The 17,769-nt window shown below is 73.2% G+C and carries 15 protein-coding genes; 5 read left to right on the top strand and 10 right to left on the bottom strand.

Translation table 11 applies throughout. From position 1 onward, the window contains the following. Nucleotides 1–109: 109 nt before the first annotated feature. Genes ACFXDE_RS01200 through ACFXDE_RS01210 form a run of 3 tightly spaced genes read right to left on the bottom strand, consistent with a single transcriptional unit; the run spans nt 110 to nt 3,707 of the window. Nucleotides 110–1,021 (bottom strand): SDR family oxidoreductase, encoded by a 912-nt coding sequence (locus tag ACFXDE_RS01200; RefSeq protein ID WP_380489563.1) that lies wholly within the window; start codon nt 1,019–1,021, stop codon nt 110–112. Continuing rightward, a complete protein-coding gene (locus tag ACFXDE_RS01205; RefSeq protein ID WP_380489565.1) occupies nt 1,018–2,016 on the bottom strand; it encodes an alpha/beta fold hydrolase in 999 nt (332 codons plus the stop codon). The genes ACFXDE_RS01200 and ACFXDE_RS01205 overlap by 4 nt, the downstream gene beginning before the upstream one ends. Then, nucleotides 2,013–3,707 (bottom strand): flavin-containing monooxygenase, encoded by a 1,695-nt coding sequence (locus ACFXDE_RS01210; protein ID WP_380489567.1) that lies wholly within the window; start codon nt 3,705–3,707, stop codon nt 2,013–2,015. Before ACFXDE_RS01210 ends, ACFXDE_RS01205 begins: the two co-directional genes overlap by 4 nt. 202 nt (nt 3,708–3,909) lie before the next feature. On the opposite strand from ACFXDE_RS01210, the gene ACFXDE_RS01215 reads away from it, so the two are divergent. The 3 genes from ACFXDE_RS01215 (at nt 3,910) to ACFXDE_RS01225 (ending at nt 7,397) form a co-directional block, all read left to right on the top strand. Then, a complete protein-coding gene (locus ACFXDE_RS01215) occupies nt 3,910–4,770 on the top strand; it encodes a MerR family transcriptional regulator (RefSeq protein WP_380489569.1) in 861 nt (286 codons plus the stop codon). A 71-nt stretch (nt 4,771–4,841) separates the two neighbouring features. Continuing rightward, nucleotides 4,842–5,804 (top strand): ABC transporter substrate-binding protein, encoded by a 963-nt coding sequence (locus ACFXDE_RS01220; protein WP_380489571.1) that lies wholly within the window; start codon nt 4,842–4,844, stop codon nt 5,802–5,804. 345 nt (nt 5,805–6,149) lie between these two features. Continuing rightward, nucleotides 6,150–7,397 (top strand): MFS transporter, encoded by a 1,248-nt coding sequence (locus ACFXDE_RS01225; RefSeq protein ID WP_380489573.1) that lies wholly within the window; start codon nt 6,150–6,152, stop codon nt 7,395–7,397. A gap of 207 nt (nt 7,398–7,604) precedes the next feature. On the opposite strand, the gene ACFXDE_RS01230 is transcribed toward ACFXDE_RS01225, so the two are convergent. From ACFXDE_RS01230 to ACFXDE_RS01245, 4 genes are all read right to left on the bottom strand, one after another. Beyond that, entirely contained in the window at nt 7,605–9,245 is a 1,641-nt protein-coding gene (locus tag ACFXDE_RS01230; protein ID WP_380437216.1) for a M4 family metallopeptidase, read from the bottom strand. A 627-nt stretch (nt 9,246–9,872) separates the two neighbouring features. Next, nucleotides 9,873–10,337 carry a hypothetical protein gene (locus ACFXDE_RS01235; protein WP_380489575.1) on the bottom strand — a complete coding sequence of 155 codons (465 nt, stop codon included), beginning with the start codon at nt 10,335–10,337 and terminating at the stop codon, nt 9,873–9,875. Continuing rightward, nucleotides 10,330–12,525, bottom strand: a complete 2,196-nt coding sequence (locus ACFXDE_RS01240; RefSeq protein WP_380489577.1) for a protein kinase — start codon at nt 12,523–12,525, stop codon at nt 10,330–10,332. The genes ACFXDE_RS01235 and ACFXDE_RS01240 overlap by 8 nt, the downstream gene beginning before the upstream one ends. Before the next feature lie 298 nt (nt 12,526–12,823). Then, entirely contained in the window at nt 12,824–13,639 is an 816-nt protein-coding gene (locus ACFXDE_RS01245; protein WP_380489579.1) for an alpha/beta fold hydrolase, read from the bottom strand. 517 nt (nt 13,640–14,156) lie between these two features. Here ACFXDE_RS01245 and ACFXDE_RS01250 point away from each other — a divergent pair. Further along, entirely contained in the window at nt 14,157–14,573 is a 417-nt protein-coding gene (locus tag ACFXDE_RS01250; RefSeq protein WP_380489581.1) for a hypothetical protein, read from the top strand. Between the two features lie 137 nt (nt 14,574–14,710). Here the strand turns inward: ACFXDE_RS01250 and ACFXDE_RS01255 are convergent, their stop codons facing one another. Beyond that, nucleotides 14,711–15,469, bottom strand: a complete 759-nt coding sequence (locus ACFXDE_RS01255; protein ID WP_380437227.1) for a dienelactone hydrolase family protein — start codon at nt 15,467–15,469, stop codon at nt 14,711–14,713. Nucleotides 15,470–15,711: 242 nt separating this feature from the next. Here ACFXDE_RS01255 and ACFXDE_RS01260 point away from each other — a divergent pair, with 242 nt between their 5' ends. Beyond that, nucleotides 15,712–16,101, top strand: coding sequence for a DUF6191 domain-containing protein (locus ACFXDE_RS01260; protein ID WP_380489583.1), 390 nt, complete (start codon nt 15,712–15,714; stop codon nt 16,099–16,101). Here the strand turns inward: ACFXDE_RS01260 and ACFXDE_RS01265 are convergent. Next, entirely contained in the window at nt 16,062–16,466 is a 405-nt protein-coding gene (locus ACFXDE_RS01265; protein WP_380489585.1) for a VOC family protein, read from the bottom strand. The genes ACFXDE_RS01260 and ACFXDE_RS01265 overlap by 40 nt on opposite strands. Nucleotides 16,467–16,571: 105 nt before the next feature. Beyond that, nucleotides 16,572–17,504, bottom strand: a complete 933-nt coding sequence (locus tag ACFXDE_RS01270; protein ID WP_380489587.1) for an iron-sulfur protein — start codon at nt 17,502–17,504, stop codon at nt 16,572–16,574. Nucleotides 17,505–17,769 lie beyond the last annotated feature (265 nt).

Here is a 17,769-nt window from a genome sequence, read left to right on the forward strand (position 1 = left end):
CGAACAGCTGACAGATAACAGATTTCGAAATCTGTTATCTGTCAGCTGTCATCTGTTACCCGTCGCTCGCCACTACCCCGCGCCCGAGCCCCTCACCACGAGCCGACCGTCAACCGTCGGCCCGTGCACCACTGTCAGAACTGCGCGCCACCGTGTCAGCCGCTCCGCCCGCGCCGACCGCGCGCAGGCGCGAGGCGGCGGTCGCGGCCAGTTGCGGGGCCAGCTTGGCCACGTCTCGGGAGCCCACCACCGCGATGAGGCTCGGCAGCAGCCACCGGACCGGCTGCATACCGCGCAGCCAGGCCTGGGCGTAGACGTGCGCGGAGCGCCGGGCGATGCCGGCCACGATCCGGTCCACGGCCGGCTCCAGCGGGTAGGTCTTGTTGGCCGGCCACGGCAGGCGGCTGCGCATCTGCTTGAGAACGACGTCCTCGTCGGCACCGCGCACCATGTCCGTGTCGGTCCAACTCAGGTACCCCACACCGACCTTGACCCCTTGGTAGGCGACCTCGCCACGGATCGAGTGGGCGAACGCCTCCACCCCGGACTTGCTCGCGCAGTACGCGCTCATCAGTGGCGACGGCGTCAGGGCGGCGAGCGAGGCGATCTGGAGCAGGTAGCCGCGGCTCTCGATGAGGGCGGGGAGGAACGCCCGCGCGGTGGCCACACTGCCCAGCAGGTTGACCTCGATCACCCGGCTGAACGCCCGGTGGTCGCTGTCCACCAACGGCCCCCCGATGGCGATCCCGGCGTTGGCGACGACGGTGTCGATCCGGCCGTAATGCTCCTTGACCCGCCGGGCGGCGTCATCGAGAGCGTCGAGGTCGGTGACGTCGACCTCCCACGTGGTCGCGGTCGGGCCGCACTGGGCGGCGACGTCCTTGAGTTCGGCCGGCTCCAACCCGAGCAGCGCGACCTTCGCCCCGCGGCGCGCGAGCTTGCGCGCGAGCGACGCGCCGACACCACGGGCGGCCCCCGTGACGACGACGACCTGGGCGGACAACGGCGGTATGGCGTTCATGCGACGACGCTCCTCTCGGAGTCGAAATCATCGGAACCGGAACCGGAGACGGAACCGGGGGCGGAATCGGCGGCGGGACCGCTGTCCGCAGTCAGATGGGCCACGGCCATTCGGTGGATCTCCGCCGCGACCTCGACCGGCCGTTCCAACGGCGACATGTGACCGACCCCGGGAAGCAGCAACAACCCCTGCGGGTCGCGCAGTTCGGCGACCATGCGGTGAGCGTGGACCGGTGGTGTCAGCCGGTCCGCCGTGCCGGCGATGACCGACGTCGGCGCGGCGAGGCGGCCGAGTCCGGCGAAGACGTCCAGCCGTCCGAGGACACCCGCCCAGCGCGCGCGGACGGTGGTCGGGCAGGCGTGCACGATCCGGGCCGTCGCCTCGACCCGGCCCGGCGCCGAATCCGGCCCCATCGTCGCGAACTTGAGCGCTGCGCGACTGACCGCCGAGACCGGACCGAGCGGCATCCGGGAGTGGAGCAGTCGGCCGTGCAGGAACCGGCGAAGCCCGGCCGGGCGGAACGACTCGGGCAGGACGGCGAGTTCGTCGAGCAGCCGCCCGGGACCGGTGGAGACGAGGACGGCGGCGGCGGTGCGTTCGGCGACCTCGGGCCGTCCGCCGGCCGCCATGATGGTCATCCCGCCCATGCTGTGGCCGGCGAGGACGGCCCGTTCCCCGGCCGGGACCGTCCGGGCGAGGACGGCGGCGAGGTCATCGGCGAGTGCCCGGGTGGAGTAGCGGGCCGCGCTCGGCGGGATCTCGCTGTGCCCGTGACCGCGCTGGTCGTAGGCCACGAGCCGGTAGCGGTCGGAGAGTTGGCGGATCACCGGCGCCCAGAAGGCGGTCGAGCAGGTCCAGCCGTGGGCGAGCACGATGGTCGGCGCCCCGGGCTGGCCGTGGATCTCGACGTGCAGGCGCAGCCCGTCGGCGGAGCGGACGGCCAACTCCTCGACAGGTGTGGGCGGTACGCAGTCGGGGGAAAGCTGCGGACTCATGCTGACACTCCCTGGGCAGTCATGGCCTGCGCCGAGTCGGACGCGGTGGCCGGCGTCGCGCGCATGATGAGCTCGTACTCGCCGAGGTCGACCTTGCGGGTGGCGCGGCGGAACGCGGTGGTGGAACCGGGCCACAGCACGGTGTTCTTGCCGTTCTGGTCCTGGTACCAGCTGTGGCAGCCGCCGGTGGACCAGACGGTGCGGTCCATCCGGTGCTGGAGTTCGAGGTTCCACTGGCGCTGGGCGCGGGCGGTCGGCTGCATGGCGGCGGCACCGATCGAGCCGAGCGTGGTGAGCGCGTCGACGACGTAGTTCAGCTGGGACTCGATCATGAGGATCATCGAGCTGTTGCCGAGGCCGGTGTTGGGGCCGATCACGAAGAACAGGTTCGGGAAGCCGCGCACGGTCGAGCCGCGCAGCGCCTCCATGCCGTCCTTCCACTCCTCGGCCAGGCTGGTGCCGTTCGCGCCGAACACCCTTGCCCCGATGGGCATGTCGGTGACGTGGAAGCCGGTGCCGAAGACGATGGCGTCCACCTCGTGCTCGCTGCCGTCGGCCGCGACCAGCGTGGAGCCGCGCACTTCGCGCAGGCCGGAGGCGACGACCTCGGTGTTGGCGGCGGCGAGCGCCGGGTAGTACGTGTTGCTGAGCAGGATGCGCTTGCAGCCGATCCGGTAGTCCGGCGTGAGCTTGGCGCGCAGCGCGGCGTCGGGGACGCCCTGGGCGATGTGGTGTTCGGCGAGCCGCTGGACGGCGCGCAGCAGGCCGGGCCGGCGGACGAAGGCGTCGACCTGGAGCTCGCGGAGCGCGAAGAGCGTCCCCCTGCGGACCTTGCCGGTCACCGGGAACCGTCCGTGCAGCCACTTCTCCAGCTGGGTGATCTCGCGGTCACGACGGGGCAGGACCCAGGCGGGCGTCCGCTGAAAGACCGTCAGTTTTCCGACCTTCGGCTGGATCGACGGGATGATCTGGGCGGCGGAGGCTCCGGTACCGACCATCGCGACGCGCTTGCCGGTCAGGTCGAAGTCGTGGTCCCAGCGGGAGGAGTGGAACACCTTGCCGGTGAATGCGCTCAGGCCGGGCAGGTCGGGGATCTGCGGGTCCGCGAGCGGACCGGAGGCCGAGACGATGGCGTCGGCGGTCCACGTGCCGGCCGTGGTGGTGATCCGCCAGCGCGTGTGCTCACCCTCCCAGCGGGCCTCCAGCACCTCGGCGTTGAAGCGCAGGTGGGGGCGGAGTCGGAAGACCGTGGCGACCTTCTCCAGGTAGGCGCGGATGTCGGGCTGGCCGGAGAAGCTGCGCGGCCACTCGGGGTTGGGCGCGAAGGAGAAGGAGTAGAGGTGCGAGGGGACGTCGCAGGCGCACCCGGGGTAGCTGTTGTCGCGCCACGTGCCGCCGACCGAGTCGGCGCGCTCCAGGACGACGAAGTCCGTGATCCCGGCCCGGCGCAGCCGGACGGCGGCACCGAGGCCGCCGAAGCCGGCACCGACGACCGCCACCCGGACGTGCGGGACGGCCTCGGCCGCCTCCTCGTCGACGACCTCGACGACCTCGACGTCGCCGGCGAACGCGACGGCCTCGACGAGCGCAACGGCCTCGGCCGCTTCGACAGCGCCGGCGCCTTCGGCGGCTTCGGACGCCTCGGGGGCGGCGGACGCGCCGGGCCGGGGGCGCTTGGTGCTGGATGCCATGCGGCGTCCTCCTGAGGGTGGGGGCGGTCGCGTGCTCTCCGCCCAAGAGGAACTCTCCCGGACGTTCTGCCCGGAATCCCGATAACCATGCCAGCAATCACTGGCATGGTTGGCAGGGTAGCCCTTGCCGACAGCGCTGGGAAGACGGCCGACCGCCCCGATTCCGGCGGCGACCGCGGCGGACCGTCCTATGCTGATCGCCGTGGACAAGGCCAGAGCTGCTGCGGACGACAGAAAACGCGAGTACCGGGTGGAGGAACTGGCCGAAGCGGCCGGCATCACCACCCGCACGCTGCGCTTCTACCGCGAGCGCAAACTGCTCCAACCGCCGCGCAAAGAGGGCCGCATCGCCTGGTACGGAGAGGAGCACCTGGCCCGCCTGCGCATGATCGGCGAGCTGCTCGAACGCGGACACACCCTCGGCGGCATCACCGAACTCATCGGCGCCGGCGAGAGCGGGCGGGACGTCGCGGAACTGATCGGCCTGGAAGCGGCCATCATCGCGCCCTGGTCGGACGAGACGCCGGTGCGCCTGACCTGGGACGAGCTCAAGGACGGCTTCGGCGACCAGCTCACCGAGGAGAACACGGCCGAATCCCTCGCCCAGGGCTACATCACCGTCACCGACGACGGCATCACCCACATCAGCCGCCGCCTGATGGACGCCACGACGGCGCTGGTCGCGGAGGGCGTACCGCTGTCGGCCGTCCTGGACGCCAGCCGGCGCACCCAGGCGCACGTCGACGCGATCGCCGAGATCTTCATCAACGTCGTCACCGACCACATCCTCGGCGCGCTGTCCGCCGACTCCCCGCTGCCCCCCGGCGAGGCCGCCCGCCTCACCGAGCGCATCCTGCGGGTCCGCCCGCTGGCCCGGACGGTCGCGGACGCCCAGTTCGCGCTCGCGATGGACCGCCGCGTGCACGCCGAGTACGACGAACTGCTGCGCCACCGAAGGGAGAACGGCGCGGAGGGCTCGGACGGGAGCGAGGACGGGAGTGAGAGCGGGAGTGAGAGCTGCGGCAAGGACGGCAGCGAGGACGGCAGCGGCTCCGACGCGTAGCGCGCACGCGTGACGGGCAGGAATTCCCGCGCCCTGCCCGCCCGTTGGACCGTCGCCGGAGGAAGCCGCCCATGCCCGGACACCTGAGCCGCCGCGCCGCCCTCGGTCTCGCCGCCGGACTCTCCCCGGGCCTCGCGCTCGCCGCCTGCGGAGCCGACAGTCCGTCACGGGCGGCGAGCTCGGCCGGCACGCGGACGGTACGGCACGCGCGCGGTGAGAGCACCGTGCCGGCCCGGGCCTCCCGCGTGGTCGTGCTGGACACGGACGCGCTCGACTCGGCCGTCACTCTCGGGATCATCCCGGTCGGCGCGACCACCGTCAGCGACGGCGCGGGTTTCCCCGCCTACCTCCCGGGCGACCGGCTCGCGGACACGAAGGCCGTCGGCGCCATCGGCCAGCCCAACCTGGAGGCGATCGCCGCGCTGCGACCGGACCTCATCCTGAGCAACCAGGTGCGCGACGACAAGCGGTACGACCAGCTGGCCAAGATCGCACCCACGGTGCTGTCCAGGACCACCGGACCGAGCTGGAAGGAGAACGTCCGGTTGCACGCCGAGGCGCTGGGGCGGCAAGCGGAGGCAGCGACGGCCGAGGCCGCGTACCAGGCGAAGGTGCGGGATCTGATCACCGCGCTCGGCGGACCGGCCAAGGCCACCGCCACAAGGGTCGAGATGGCGCGCTTCCTCGCGGGCGCGCCGACCAGGCTCTACCTGAACGACACCTTCGTCGGATCGCTGTTCAAGGACCTCGGGGTCGGCCGGCCCGCCAACCAGGACAAGCCCGGGTTCTCGCTGGAGATCAGCCCCGAGCAGGTCGACCAGGCCGCGGCCGACGTCATCTTCTATTCGGTGTACGGGGACGCCGCGAAGTCCGACCAGCCGAAGATCCTGGGCGGTGCGCTGTGGAGGAACCTCGACGCCGTCCGCAACGGCCGGGTGTTCCAGGTGGACGACGGGCTGTGGATGCTCGGCATCGGGTACACGGGAGCCGGGCTGGTCCTCGACCAGATCCGGAAGGACCTCGTGGGCGACTGATGGGCGACAGGGGTGACGGGCGACAGCCAACCGCCGGCGGCGAACAGATGACAGGTAACAGGTAACAGATGTTGAAATCTGTCATCTGTTACCTGTTCGCCGTCGCCCGCCCCACCACCGCCCCCTCACCTCCCTCACCCCCCCTTGGCCACTCCTCCAATCACCCCTCCCCCACCCTTCGACTCCACCGGGTGATCAAACGATTACCGTCACACCGCCGTCACCTCTACCGTCTAGGCTCACCCGCAGGTCGCTGTCACCTGGTCGGGCCGGAGACGGGAGGCGGGCGCCCGTACCGGTTCCGCAGAGGAGGCCTGCACCGTGTCCGTGGCCGTGAACTTCCGCATGGCAACGCAACTGACGGGCAGCCGGGTGCTGCTGTGGTCGCTGCTCGGCCGGCTGCCGAACGCGATGAGCCCGATCGGCACCCTGTTGCTGGTCAGCCGGAACACCGGCAGCGTGTGGTCCGGCTCGCTGGTGGCCGGGGCCCTGGCGGGCGGTCAGGCGATCGGCGGTCCGATCGTCGGACGGCTGGCGGACCGGCGCGGGCAGCGCACGGTCGGACTGGCCGCCGCCCTGGTCAACGCCGCCGCCCTGGTCGCCCTGGTCGCCGCCTCCGAGCACGGGCTCGCGCTCGGCTGGCAGATCGCGCCCGCCGCGCTGACCGGCCTGTCCGTCCCACTGGTCGGCCCGCTGTCGCGCAGCCGCTGGGTCCGGCTGTCGGCCGGTGAACCGGAGCTGACCTCGGCCATGCTGGCGCTGGACGGGATCGTCGACGAGGTGAGCTTCACGGCCGGCCCGGCACTCGTCGGCATGCTCGCCACCGCCGTCTCCCCGTCCGCCGGGATGCTCACCGCTGCCGTGCTGTCCGGCGTCTGCGCCACGCTGTTCGCCCTGCACCCGACCGCCGAGACCGCCGCAACCGCCGCAACCGGCGTGCCGACCCCGGTCCACGCCCAATCCCAGTCCGCCGAGCGCCTGTTCAACACTCCCTACCTCCTCCTCATGGCCGGGATGGCGCTGCTGGGCGCCTGCTTCGGCTCGGTCCAGGTCGGCATCACCGCCACCACCGAGGCGCTGGGCCGGCCGGGTTCCGCAGGGCTGTTGTACGGATTCCTGGGCTGCACCAGTTCGATCGCGGGCATCGCCACCGCGTCGCTCCCCGCCCGCTGGGGCCTGCCGCCGCGCCTGCGGGCGGGCACCGCGCTGCTGTTCACCGCCTCCTGCGTCCTGTTCTTCGCGGACGGGAGCCTCGTGGCGCTCACCGCGGCCGTCGGGTTCCTCGGGGTCGCCGTCGCGCCGCAGATGATCACGATGTTCGGCCTGGTCGAGCGCACGGTGCCGGCCGCCCGTCTCGGCGAGGCGATGGCAGCACTGGTCAGCGCGCTCATCCTGGCCCAGTCGGCGGGCACCTTCGTCAGCGGCTGGGCGGCCGACCACTTCTCGCCGGGCGCTCCCTTCGCGGTCACGGCCGCCGCCGCGGCGGCCGCCCTCGTCCTCACCGCCTGCACCGCGACCGAGCACCGATTCCGGCGCCGGCACTCGACGCCGCCCGCGCCCGTTGCCGCGAAGGCCGCGTCGCCCGCCGCGTGAAACGGCAGCGGGGGCGCCGGTGGTCATCCCACCGCCGCCCCCGCCGGGGAACACCGCGTCCCCTCCTGCATCACCGCAACCGCATCAACGCACCTGCATCAACGCACCTGCATCACAGCACCAGCTTCACTGGTCCCGCGTCACCGCACCGCGGTCGCCGCACCACTGTCACCGCACCGCGGCCCACGCCACTCACCTGACGTATCGTCAGTTGACGTTCACCGCAGTCCACGTGGCCGCGACCGCGTTGTACTCGGCGCTGTTCGCCCCGTACAGGTCGGTCGCCGCGCTGAGGGTGGCCGCACGGGCACCCGCGTAGTCGGTGGTGGAGGTGAAGTAGGTGGTCAGCGCGCGGTACCAGATCTGGGCCGCCTTGTCGCGGCCGATGCCCGCGAGCGTCGAGCCGTCGTACGTCGGGCTGTTGTAGTCGAACCCGTTGATCGACTTCGCGCCGCTGCCCTCGGACAGCAGGTAGAAGAAGTGGTTCGCCACACCCGACGAGAAGTGCACGTCGGAGTTGCCGACGTCGGCGGACCAGTAGTCGGCCGACGAGCCGTCCTTGCTCGGCTGGTCCATGTAGCGCAGCGGCTTGCCGTCGCCGTTCAGGTTGATGAGCTCGCCGATCCAGTAGTTCGGCGGGTTCGAGGGCAGGTTGGCGTACCACTCGACCATCGTGCCCATGATGTCGGAGGTGGCCTCGTTGAGGCCGCCGGACTCACCGGAGTAGTTGAGCGCGGCGGTCGCGGCCGTGACGCCGTGCGTCATCTCGTGGCCGGCCACGTCGATCTCGGTGAGCGGGTGGGTGTCGCCCTGGCCGTCGCCGTAGGTCATGCAGAAGCAGTCGTCGCTCCAGAACGCGTTGACGTAGTTGGAACCGTAGTGCACGCGGCTCGCCGCGCCGACGCCGTCGTTGCGGATGCCGTTGCGGTTGAAGGTGGACTTGTAGAAGTCCCACGTGGTCGCGGCGCCGAACTGGGCGTCCACGGCGGCGGATTCGCGGTTCCCGGCGGTGCCGTCGCCGAAGCTGTTGGTGCTGTTGGCGAACAGCGAGCCGTTGCCGCTGGTGCCGTTGCTCATGTCGCTGGTGGACTGGCCGCCGCGGGTGTCGTCCTTGAGCGAGTACGAGGAGCCGCTCTGGGCCGTGTTGAGCTGGACGTTGCCCACGAAGACGCCGTTGCCGGTGCCGGCCGCGGTCTCGATCTTCTCGTGGGTGGACAGCACCGCGCCGGTGGCCGCGTCGGTGACGAGGACCTGGCGGCTCGGGGTGCCGTCGGCGCGGGTGCCCTCGACCTGGACCCGGTAGGCCAGGCGGGGGTTGCCGTCGCTCGCCCAGACGACCAGCTCGGCGGCACCGGCCTGGTGCACGTCGGCCATCGGGGACTCGTCGGCGTCCAGCGTGACGCCCACGGTGGCGCGCACCGCGCCCGCCGCGTTGTCGGCGGCCTTGTCGGCCGGGATCCGCGGGGTGAGGCTCGGCAGGCTCAGCTGCGCCGCGACCGCCTTGTTCACGGACTTGACCGCGCCGTCCTTGGCCTGGTGGACCACCAGGTCGCCGCCGATGACGGGCAGGCCGGCGTAGGTCCGCTCGAAGCGGAGGTGGCGGGTGCCGTCGGCGTCGATCACCGCGTCCTTGGCGACCAGCTTCTCCTGGTCGCCGAGGGCGAGCTGCTTGGCCAGCGGGCCGGCCTCGCCGTTCGCCACCGCGAGCACGGTGGCGTGCTGGTGGGCGGCCTGCGCCTGCAGCGCGGCGGTCGGGGCGGCCTGCGCGGCCGTGGTGCTCACCTGGATCACGCCGGTCAGCAGGGCCGTGGCCGAGAGCACGGCGACGGCTGCGAGCTTTCGCTTCACGTACGAGTCCTTCCGGGAAACCGCGTCTGTGCGCGGTCGCACCGCGTCCCGGGGGCCGGGGTCGGCACCTGTGGGGCGGGACGGGCACTGGCGTACTGGGCCCCGTTGCGATCGAACGGCAGACCACCGAGGGGTGGGGGTGGGGGCTGCCGGCGGGGGCTGTCAAAAAGCATGACAACCCGACAAGCGTTTTGACAGGTCTACTTCATCAAGTGGCCAGGTCCCGCCAACCTGACGGACATCCAGCGACACGGACAAACCGGGGAATTCCACCCGCCCTTGCAGTGGGTTACCACTCGAACGATGTCCGCCGGCCTGGGCCGATGCCACACCGGCCGTTCCACCGACGGGAGATGACGGGTTGCCGGGCGAGTTTTACACGCCTGTAAAACTTTCGATACGGAGTCTTGACATCCGCTTGGCGAGGTCCCGCCACCGGTCGCGCTTGTTCGCGGTCGAGGCGTCTGCTAGCCCCGCTGACTTGCGTGTTCGCCCGACTCCGGTGCGCAGTCGGCGAGTTGGGGAATCATTGAGATTTCCCGCGATGGTCCGTACCAATGCTGCCGGAACGACTCCCGAGGGCGCGGCTACCCCGCCTGGTGCAGCGAGCGGGGCGCCCCCGTCCGGTCATTCGGTCGGCGGCAGCGCGAACAGGTCGCGGCCCTCGGCGAATTGGGAGAGCACGATGTCCTGCAAGGGCTCGGGGTCGCCCAGGACGATCTGCTGGATCTCGCCGGCGGGCGAGAGACCGTCGGGCCGGTCGAGGACGCGGCGTCCGGGCAGCGGCCCGCACCTGCCGGCCCCCGCGTCCCGCAGCCCGGGGGCGAGGACGCCGTCGCGCTCCAGCAGCACGTCCACCGCGTCCGTCACGTCCAGGACGTGACGGCGGGCGTCCTGCTCCGTCGCGCCCGGGTACAGCTCGCGGAACGCCGCCCGGGCCGCGGCCAGGAAGCGCTCCGGATCGACGACCACGACGTCGCGGCGGGTCCGGACGCTGATCGTCATCCCGGCGACGGGCGGCCGCGGTTCCTCCTCGTCGCAGCCCCCGGAGCAGCCGCCGGAGCTGCCCCCGACCTCCGCCGCGTCAGCCACTCGTGAGCCGCCACTGCTGCGCTGCCAGACCGTCGGTGCACGCCGTCATGGTGACGGGGCTGCCCGAACCGTTTCCGGTCAGGCACCGCGCCCCGCCGTTCTCGGCGAGCGTGTACGTGCCAGCGGCGCTCGCGGGCCGGACGACCCAGGCGCTCAGGGGGTTCCACCCGGAATTCAGCGCGACGGTGGCGGTCGAACCGGGGCCCATCCCGTCCATGTTCTGGACGAGCAGGGGGCCGCTCTTGTTGCAGGCGTTGTAGTTGGTGTAGTTGCCCGCTCCGAGCGTGGCGATCCAGCCGTACGCCGAAGCTCCGCCCAGGACCGCCGGGTTGCCGGCCGACAGGTTGTCGTTCTGCAGCCCGAGCGGGAGGCCGTACCGCACGTTGACGATGGTCACCCAGTCGCTCCCGCCGCACCCGGCCGGCCTGGGATTGGTCGGCGTCGAGGCCGATCCGCCACCGGCGGGCGCACCACCGCCGGACGGCGAGCCACCGCCACCGCCCGCCGCCGCGCCGCCCGCCGCGCCACCTGGCTGGGGCTGGGGCTGGGGATTGCCGTTGTTGGCGGGCTGGTTGCCGGTGCCGCCCGCACCCCCACCGCCGCCGCCCGACGGATTCGACTGGCCACCCGACGCGCTGCCACCGGACGCACCACCGCCGGACGCGCTGCCGGTACCCCGGCCACCACCGGACGCAGCCGCGTTGCCGCCGCTGCCGGGCGCCGGAACGGGCACCTGCGGCTGACTCGCCGGGTTCGGCGGCTGATTGGGGGCGGCGGACGCACCCGGGGTGTCGGCCGGGGGCGGGGTGGCCGTCGTGGCCGCCGCGGACGGGGTCGGCGTGGTGTCCGTCCCCGTCGTGCCGGGAGCGCCCGGCGTCGCCGGGGCCGTCGCGACGGTCGGCTGCGCGCCGGGCGGCGTGTGGGCGTCCGCGCCGCCGGGGCCGCGGTCGACGAGCAGGACGGTCGCCGTGCCCATCGAGATGACGACCGGGATGATGACGGGCACCAGCATCGCGCGCCGCGACCGGCGCCGCCCCGGCTCGGTGGCTTGCTGCGGGCCCACCTTCGCCACCTCGTTCGGCGCTCCCCCGCCGCTACCGCCGCTTTCCTTCCCCGGCCGGCCGTTCTTGCCTACGGCACCCGCCGGGCCCACCGGACCCGCCTCGGCCTCCTCATCGGCGGCGGCGGCCGCAGCGGCTGCGGCAGCGGCGGCCCGGGCGCGCGCCACCACCTCCTCCGGGACGACGTCCGCGCCCGGGGCGCCGATCGCCGACCGGGCCGCGGCGGCCATCGCGGCCGCATCGGCGTAGCGGTCCTCGGGCTTCTTCGCGAGCGCCCTCGTCACGAGCAGGCGCACCGCGGGCGGGAACGCGGCGGGCAGCTCCGGCGCGGGCTCGCGCACGTGCTTGAGCGCCACCTCCAGCACGCTCTCGCCCTCGAACGGCGGCCGCCCGGTGAGGAGTTCGTAGCCGACCACGCCGATCGAGTACAGGTCGGAGGCCGGCGCGACCCCGCCCTTGCCCTCGGCCTGCTCGGGCGCCATGTAGAGCGCGGTGCCGATGATCGCGTGCGAGGCGGTGATCTTGGTGCTGGCGACCGCGCGGGCGATGCCGAAGTCCGTGATCGTGACGTGGCCGTCGGCGCGCACCATCAGGTTCGACGGCTTGATGTCGCGGTGGACGATGCCCTGGCGGTGGGCCGCCTGCAGGGCGTCCAGCGCGGACGCGAGCAGGGCGAAGGCGCGCTCGGGGGACATCGGGCCGTCGGCGGCGAGGACCTGGTCGAGCGGGCGGCCCTCGATCAGCTCCATGACGATGTAGGCGCAGCGCTCGCCGTCGTCCCCGTCGTCGGCGGCGGCCCCGCCGGTGGCGGCTCCTTCGCCCTCCGGGCCGTCCGCACGGCCGGTGCCGCCGGTGCCGCCGGAGGCGCCGCGGCCGCCCGAACCGCTCTCGCCGTAGTCGTACACGTCGACGATCCCGGGATGGTCGATCGCGGCGACCATCTGCGCCTCGCGCCGGAAGCGCCGGACGAACGTGCCGTCCTCGAACAGCGCCGAGTGCAGGATCTTGACGGCGACCTGGCGCGCCAGCACGCCGTCCTCGGCCCGCCAGACGGTGCCCATGCCCCCGCCGCCGATCCGCTCGGTGAGCGTGTAGCGCCCGCCGAGCACGGTCCCCCGTCCCGTCATCCCCTGCCCCCAGATGTCATGACCCTCCCCAGCGGGCCTTCGGGCACACAGTGTGCCAGAGGGTGCCGCGGCGTCATCACCCGCCGTACGAGCAGGTTTCCTCCGGTGACAAGGGCGTTTCGCACACGCTTGGCATACCGGGGCACACGGGTTGCACCGGGAGCCACCGGGCGTACCGGGGCGCACGCGGCGCAGCGGTCACGCCCGGCGCACCGGGCCCCTCGGTGAACCGCGTGTGCCCGCCGTCCCGGACGCGGCCGGCGCCTCCCCGGGCGCGCCACCCGAGGAACCCGTCGCCTCAGGCGCGCGCCGACTGCCGGGCGTGCTCCGCGACTTCCAGCACGGCTGCCGTCACGGCCCCGGGGTCGTCGGCGTGGATGACGTGGCCGGCGCCGCGCACGACGATGTGGGTGCCGCGGGTCGCGCGCTCGGCGATGCGCGACTGCAGGATCGTCCAGCGGGTGCGCAGGACCGCCGGCAGGCCCTCGGTCGCGCTGAGGACGGCCACCGGCACGTCGGTCGTGCGCGCGGCGGAGCGGCGGCGCCGGATCTCGGGCACGGCGAGCGTCATCAGCCGGTTCTCGGCGACGGCGGTGCGCCACTGGTGGCGGCCCGGGCGGACGGCCCCGGCACCGGGAGCGAAGGCCGACCGGAGCAGTCCGATCCGTACCATCGCGGCCTCGGCGGCGCGGACGGCCGGCGCGTGGAACTCCTCGTGCACCGGATCCACCAGGACCAGGCCTCCGACGAGCTCCGGCCGCTGCCAGCCGACGAGTTGGGCGAGCAGGCCGCCCCAGCCCTGTCCGGCCAGCACGCACGGGCCGTCGCCGAGGTGTTCCACCAGGGCGACCAGGTCGGCGAGTTGGGTATCCAGGGTGAGGCCCGCGTCGAAGTCGCTCGCACCGAGCCCGGCCCGGTCGTACGCCACGACCCGTCCGAACCGGGCGAGTTCGGGCAGTACGGGCGCCCACGTGAGCGCCGGCGCGCCACTGTCGGCCACCAGGACGACGGTCGGCCCTCCCTGGCCCGCCTCGACCCAGCGCAGCACCCGGCCGCCGAGGTCCAGTTCGCCCCGGCGGACCCCGCCGGGGACCCGCTCCGACAGGGCCGCCATCGCCGGCGGCACCGTCGCCCCGCCACCGCGCCGCGGGCGCGAGGCCGTCCGGGCGCGCGCAGCCGCCCCCACAGTCATTTCGTGCACAGTCCGGTTCCCCCCTGGAACTCTGGAACATGGTTCGTCGTGATTGGTGATGAATCGCCGCCACGGCTCTCCGTCACGGCTCTCCGTCGCAGCTCGCCGTCACGGCCGGCCGTCACGGACAGCGGTCAACGGACCGCCGTCACGGATCACCGTGACGCGCCGCCCGCCCGATCGGACCGGCCGGCGACCGGCCTGCAGTGCCGGATGCGCGGGTCGGTCCTCACCGCTCGGCGGCGCCGGGCGCCTCCCCGGCCGCCCGTACGAACGGCGGCCCCGGTGGCCCGGACGACATGTGCCGCCGGACCCGACCTTGACCGCCCGGGCACACCGTAACCCGAACACTTCGTGTCCGTCGCGTGAGTAATGCGCAAAGATAAGATGTGAACGACCCGGAACGGACATCCGTGACAAACAGCCGTAGGCTCCCGGCATGCACAGCAGCCTGACCGACCACGCGCGGTGCCTCTACGGCGACGAGTACCGGCCCGAACCGGTCGCACCCGGCCCCTGCACCGAACCGGACCACGACGAGGGCTACTTCGTCGAGTCGCTGACGTTCGCGGACGCCGACACGATCCTGGCCATGCTGCGCGAGCTCTGCCCGTACCTCTGCGACGGTTACCTGCCGGTGCGGATCCGCAACCTCGCCTACCGCCTGGTGCTCCTCCAGCGCCCGGACGAGCCGGAGCTGATGCGCGAGGCGGCCATGAGCCTGGTCCTGCACGGGCCGGACTGGGACGACATCGCGGCCGAACTGCGGCGGCGCGCCGACGCACTGGAGGAGTGCGCCGACGCGCCGGGGCCCGGAACCGCCGCCGCTGCCGCTGCGCCGGACGAGCGCGGCTGACGGCCCGGGCGAGAGCCGGGCGAAGGTCCAATCGGGACCCGGCGCTGTCAGATGGCGTCGGACGGTGCCGGGCGGGATCAGACGGTGACAGACGGCGTCAGGCGGCGTCAGGCGGCGTCAGGCGGCGTCAGGCGGCGTCAGGCGGGAAGCGTGCGCTTCAGCAGCTTGAGCAGCGCCGTCCAGTGCCGGGCGTCGGCGGCCTCGTCGTAGCGCGTGGTGTCGGCCTGCGTGTAGCCGTGCAGGGCGCCCCGGTACACCTCGGCGCGGAAGCGGACGCCGGCCTCGGCGAGCGCCTCGGCGAGGCGGGCGATCTGCTCGGGCGGCAGCGACGGGTCGTCGTCGGCGTGGCCGAAGTACAGCTCGGCGGTGATCAGGTGGGCGCCGAGGTGCGGGCTGTCCGGCGTCTCGCGCGCGAGGTTCCCGCCGTGGAAACCGGCCGCGGCGGCGACCCGGTCCGGGTGGGTGGCGGCCATGCGCAGCGCGTGCACCGCACCCCGGCAGTAGCCGGTCAGCCCGACGGGGCCGTCCTTGACGAGCGGGGACTCGTCCAGCCAGGCCAGGTAGGCGTCGGCGTCGCGCCGGTTCACCTCGGGGGTGAGGGTGTTGAGCAGCGGGACGATCTTGTCGAAGAGGGCCGGGTCGTTGTCCGGGTCGATGACCTCGGCGTAGTCGATGACCGGCGCGCGCCCGTGCCGGTAGTAGGCGTTGGGGACGAGGACGGCGTACCCGTCCTCGGCGAGCCGGTCGGCCAGGGCCATCAGGTGGGGCCGGAGTCCGAAGGCGTCCATGTGGACGATGACGGCCGGGTGGGCCAGTGCGTCGTCGGGGTGGACGAAGTAGGCGTCGGCGACGCCGTCCGCCGTCGGGATCTCCACGGTGGTGCCGCGCACGGTCATGTGCTCGCTCTCTGTTCTGCCTGCCGGTCCGGTTGTCGCACCGGTTGTACCGTCTCTCGACGTCGGGCGGCAGGGTAGCCCGTGGGCCGGGGTTTGGCCCGCGAGTTATGCGCCTGCCCGGCCACCGGCTCCGCTTCGGCCGTCCGGGCCGAGGGTCACGGGCGGCGCGCCACAGGTCGCGGATGGCGGGTCGCACGGAGGGAACGACCGTACGACCGGGGCACGTTGAGACCGTCATGGGGATGATCGTGGGAACGGCGGCGGTGGTGGCCGCGATCGTGGGACTGCTGCTGCTCGCGGCGCTGCAGATTCGGGACGAGGCATCGCCCCGGCGCGGCTCGAAGTCCGATGCCGGGGGCGCTGCCGGGGGTGGAGGTGGCGGCGGGTTCGGCCTGGGCGGCGGCGTGATGGAGGAACTGCACGCGCTCTTCAGCTCCGGCAAGCAGGTGCAGATCGAGCAGCGCCGGGAGCAATTGGTGCTGCGCGACGACGAGCACGCCGGAGCGCCGCCGAACTTCGGCGTGGACCTGGAGGCGGGCGTGGCGGTGCTTCCGGCCACGCCGACGCCTCCGGACGGGGACCGGCCGGCCGGTCAGGCGCCCCAGGTGCGGGAGCAGAGCACGAGCCGGTAGCCGTCCGGGTCGGATATCGTCACGCCGTGCGCGTCCCAGTAGGGGTTGTTGGACGTGACCCGGGTGCCGCCGGCGGCCTCCAGCCGGGCGACGAGTCCGTCGTCCACGGGCGCGCCGAGGTAGACGACGAACAGGTCGTCGACGGTCGGGGCCGGTTCCAGCGGGTGTTCCGGGTCGTGGGTGAGCTCGAAGTGCCAGCCTCCGCCCGGCGGGCCGACCATCAGCAGATCGTGTTCGCCGGGGACGCGCTCGGTGGTGCGCCAGAGCACGTCGAGGCCGAGGCCGCCGACGTAGAAGCGCTCGGCCGCCGCGAGGTCCCGGGAGGGGCGGGCGATCCGCACCCGCGTCGTCGCATCGATGATCATGCGGGTGAACCTAGCAGCTGGCACTGACAGCCCGTCCGAGCACCGATCGGTGCACCAACCGGAGCACCAAGTGGCCCCGGGCCGCGGGCGCCGGGCCACGGACCGTCAGAGCCGCGACACCCGCTCCTCGTCGGAGGTGCGCGGACAGGTCAGGCAGGCGAGCGCGTCCGGCGCGACGGCGTAGTAGAGGCAGCAGCCGAGTCGCGTCCGGGTCGGGTGGCACCGGCCGTCGGGGGTGCGCAGACGGCGGAAGTCGGCCGCGCCGGGGAGCGGGAGCGTGCCGCCGGGCAGGACGGCCCCGGCGGCGGCGACCGCCGCGTCCTCCTCGTCGAGCATCCTGCCGAGGTACCAGATCGCGGAGGCCAGGTCGTCCGTGACCATCCCCCACAGCGCGCGGTCCCGTCGGCGGGTGGGCCCGGCGAAGGCGGCGACCAGCGGATCGGCGTGGGCGACGACGGCGGCGCGCAGCTCGGCCCTCAACTCGTCCTCGCCGAGCGGACCGCCGGGACGGCCGACGTGGCCGCGCGGGCGCAACGCGAGGTCCCCGGTGGGGGCGTGCAACCAGAGGTCCGCGGGGTCGACGGCCGGGACGCGCCGGGCGAGGTGCCAGGGGCCGGCGATGAGCAGGCAGGCGGACCACACGTAGTGGTGCAGCAGACGTGACGCGGTGACGTGCGGCCGGGCGGCGCGGCCGTGGCGGTCGGCGGTGCGGGCCTCCTCGCCGGCCAGCGCAGCGGCCAGGGCCGACTCGTCGCAGGCCAGTTGGGCGCCGGAGTACCAGCCGTCGGCGGCGGACGGGTCGGGGTCGGCCGGACCGAGTACGCGCAGGACGAGCGCGGGGCAGAGGTCGCGCAGGCGCCGGTAGTCCGCGAACAGCGCGGACGCGGGCGCTGCCGGCGGGACGGGCGGCGTCGGCAGCACAGGCGACACGGGCAGGACGGGCGACACGGGCGACGCGGGCGGCATCGCCGACACGGGCGACGCGGGCGGGACGGGCGACGCGGGCAGCATCGCCGACGCGGGCGCGGCTGCGGGCATGGGTGGTCCGGGGATCATCGAAACTCCCGAGCTCTGCTTCCCGAGATGGGATAAGGTGAGGCTCACCTTACAGACTTTCAAACCGCCCGCGACACACCCGCCCGAGCGGCACCCCACCTCACTCCACCGCACCCGCACGGCACCCGGCGCGCGGCATGTCCGATTTGTCAACGGTTGACGAACTTAGGCAAAGCTAACCTAAGATGTCGACCCGTGTTGAGAACCGATCCGCCGGCTTCCGCGGCCCCCGCGACGCCCCGGCGCC

The sequence above is a fragment of the Kitasatospora sp. NPDC059408 genome (assembly GCF_042751525.1).
In the GTDB taxonomy this organism is placed as follows: Bacteria; Actinomycetota; Actinomycetes; order Streptomycetales; family Streptomycetaceae; genus Kitasatospora.

Coding starts and splice junctions, on each gene's coding strand:
- ACFXDE_RS01200 (WP_380489563.1), bottom strand. CDS start 1,021: ATGAACGCCATACCGCCGTTGTCCGCCCAGGTCGTCGTCGTCACGGGG.
- ACFXDE_RS01260 (WP_380489583.1), top strand. CDS start 15,712: ATGATCGTGGGAACGGCGGCGGTGGTGGCCGCGATCGTGGGACTGCTG.
- ACFXDE_RS01255 (WP_380437227.1), bottom strand. CDS start 15,469: ATGACCGTGCGCGGCACCACCGTGGAGATCCCGACGGCGGACGGCGTC.
- ACFXDE_RS01265 (WP_380489585.1), bottom strand. CDS start 16,466: ATGATCATCGATGCGACGACGCGGGTGCGGATCGCCCGCCCCTCCCGG.
- ACFXDE_RS01240 (WP_380489577.1), bottom strand. CDS start 12,525: ATGACGGGACGGGGGACCGTGCTCGGCGGGCGCTACACGCTCACCGAG.
- ACFXDE_RS01220 (WP_380489571.1), top strand. CDS start 4,842: ATGCCCGGACACCTGAGCCGCCGCGCCGCCCTCGGTCTCGCCGCCGGA.
- ACFXDE_RS01225 (WP_380489573.1), top strand. CDS start 6,150: ATGGCAACGCAACTGACGGGCAGCCGGGTGCTGCTGTGGTCGCTGCTC.
- ACFXDE_RS01205 (WP_380489565.1), bottom strand. CDS start 2,016: ATGAGTCCGCAGCTTTCCCCCGACTGCGTACCGCCCACACCTGTCGAG.
- ACFXDE_RS01270 (WP_380489587.1), bottom strand. CDS start 17,504: ATGCCCGCAGCCGCGCCCGCGTCGGCGATGCTGCCCGCGTCGCCCGTC.
- ACFXDE_RS01245 (WP_380489579.1), bottom strand. CDS start 13,639: ATGGCGGCCCTGTCGGAGCGGGTCCCCGGCGGGGTCCGCCGGGGCGAA.
- ACFXDE_RS01210 (WP_380489567.1), bottom strand. CDS start 3,707: ATGGCATCCAGCACCAAGCGCCCCCGGCCCGGCGCGTCCGCCGCCCCC.
- ACFXDE_RS01250 (WP_380489581.1), top strand. CDS start 14,157: ATGCACAGCAGCCTGACCGACCACGCGCGGTGCCTCTACGGCGACGAG.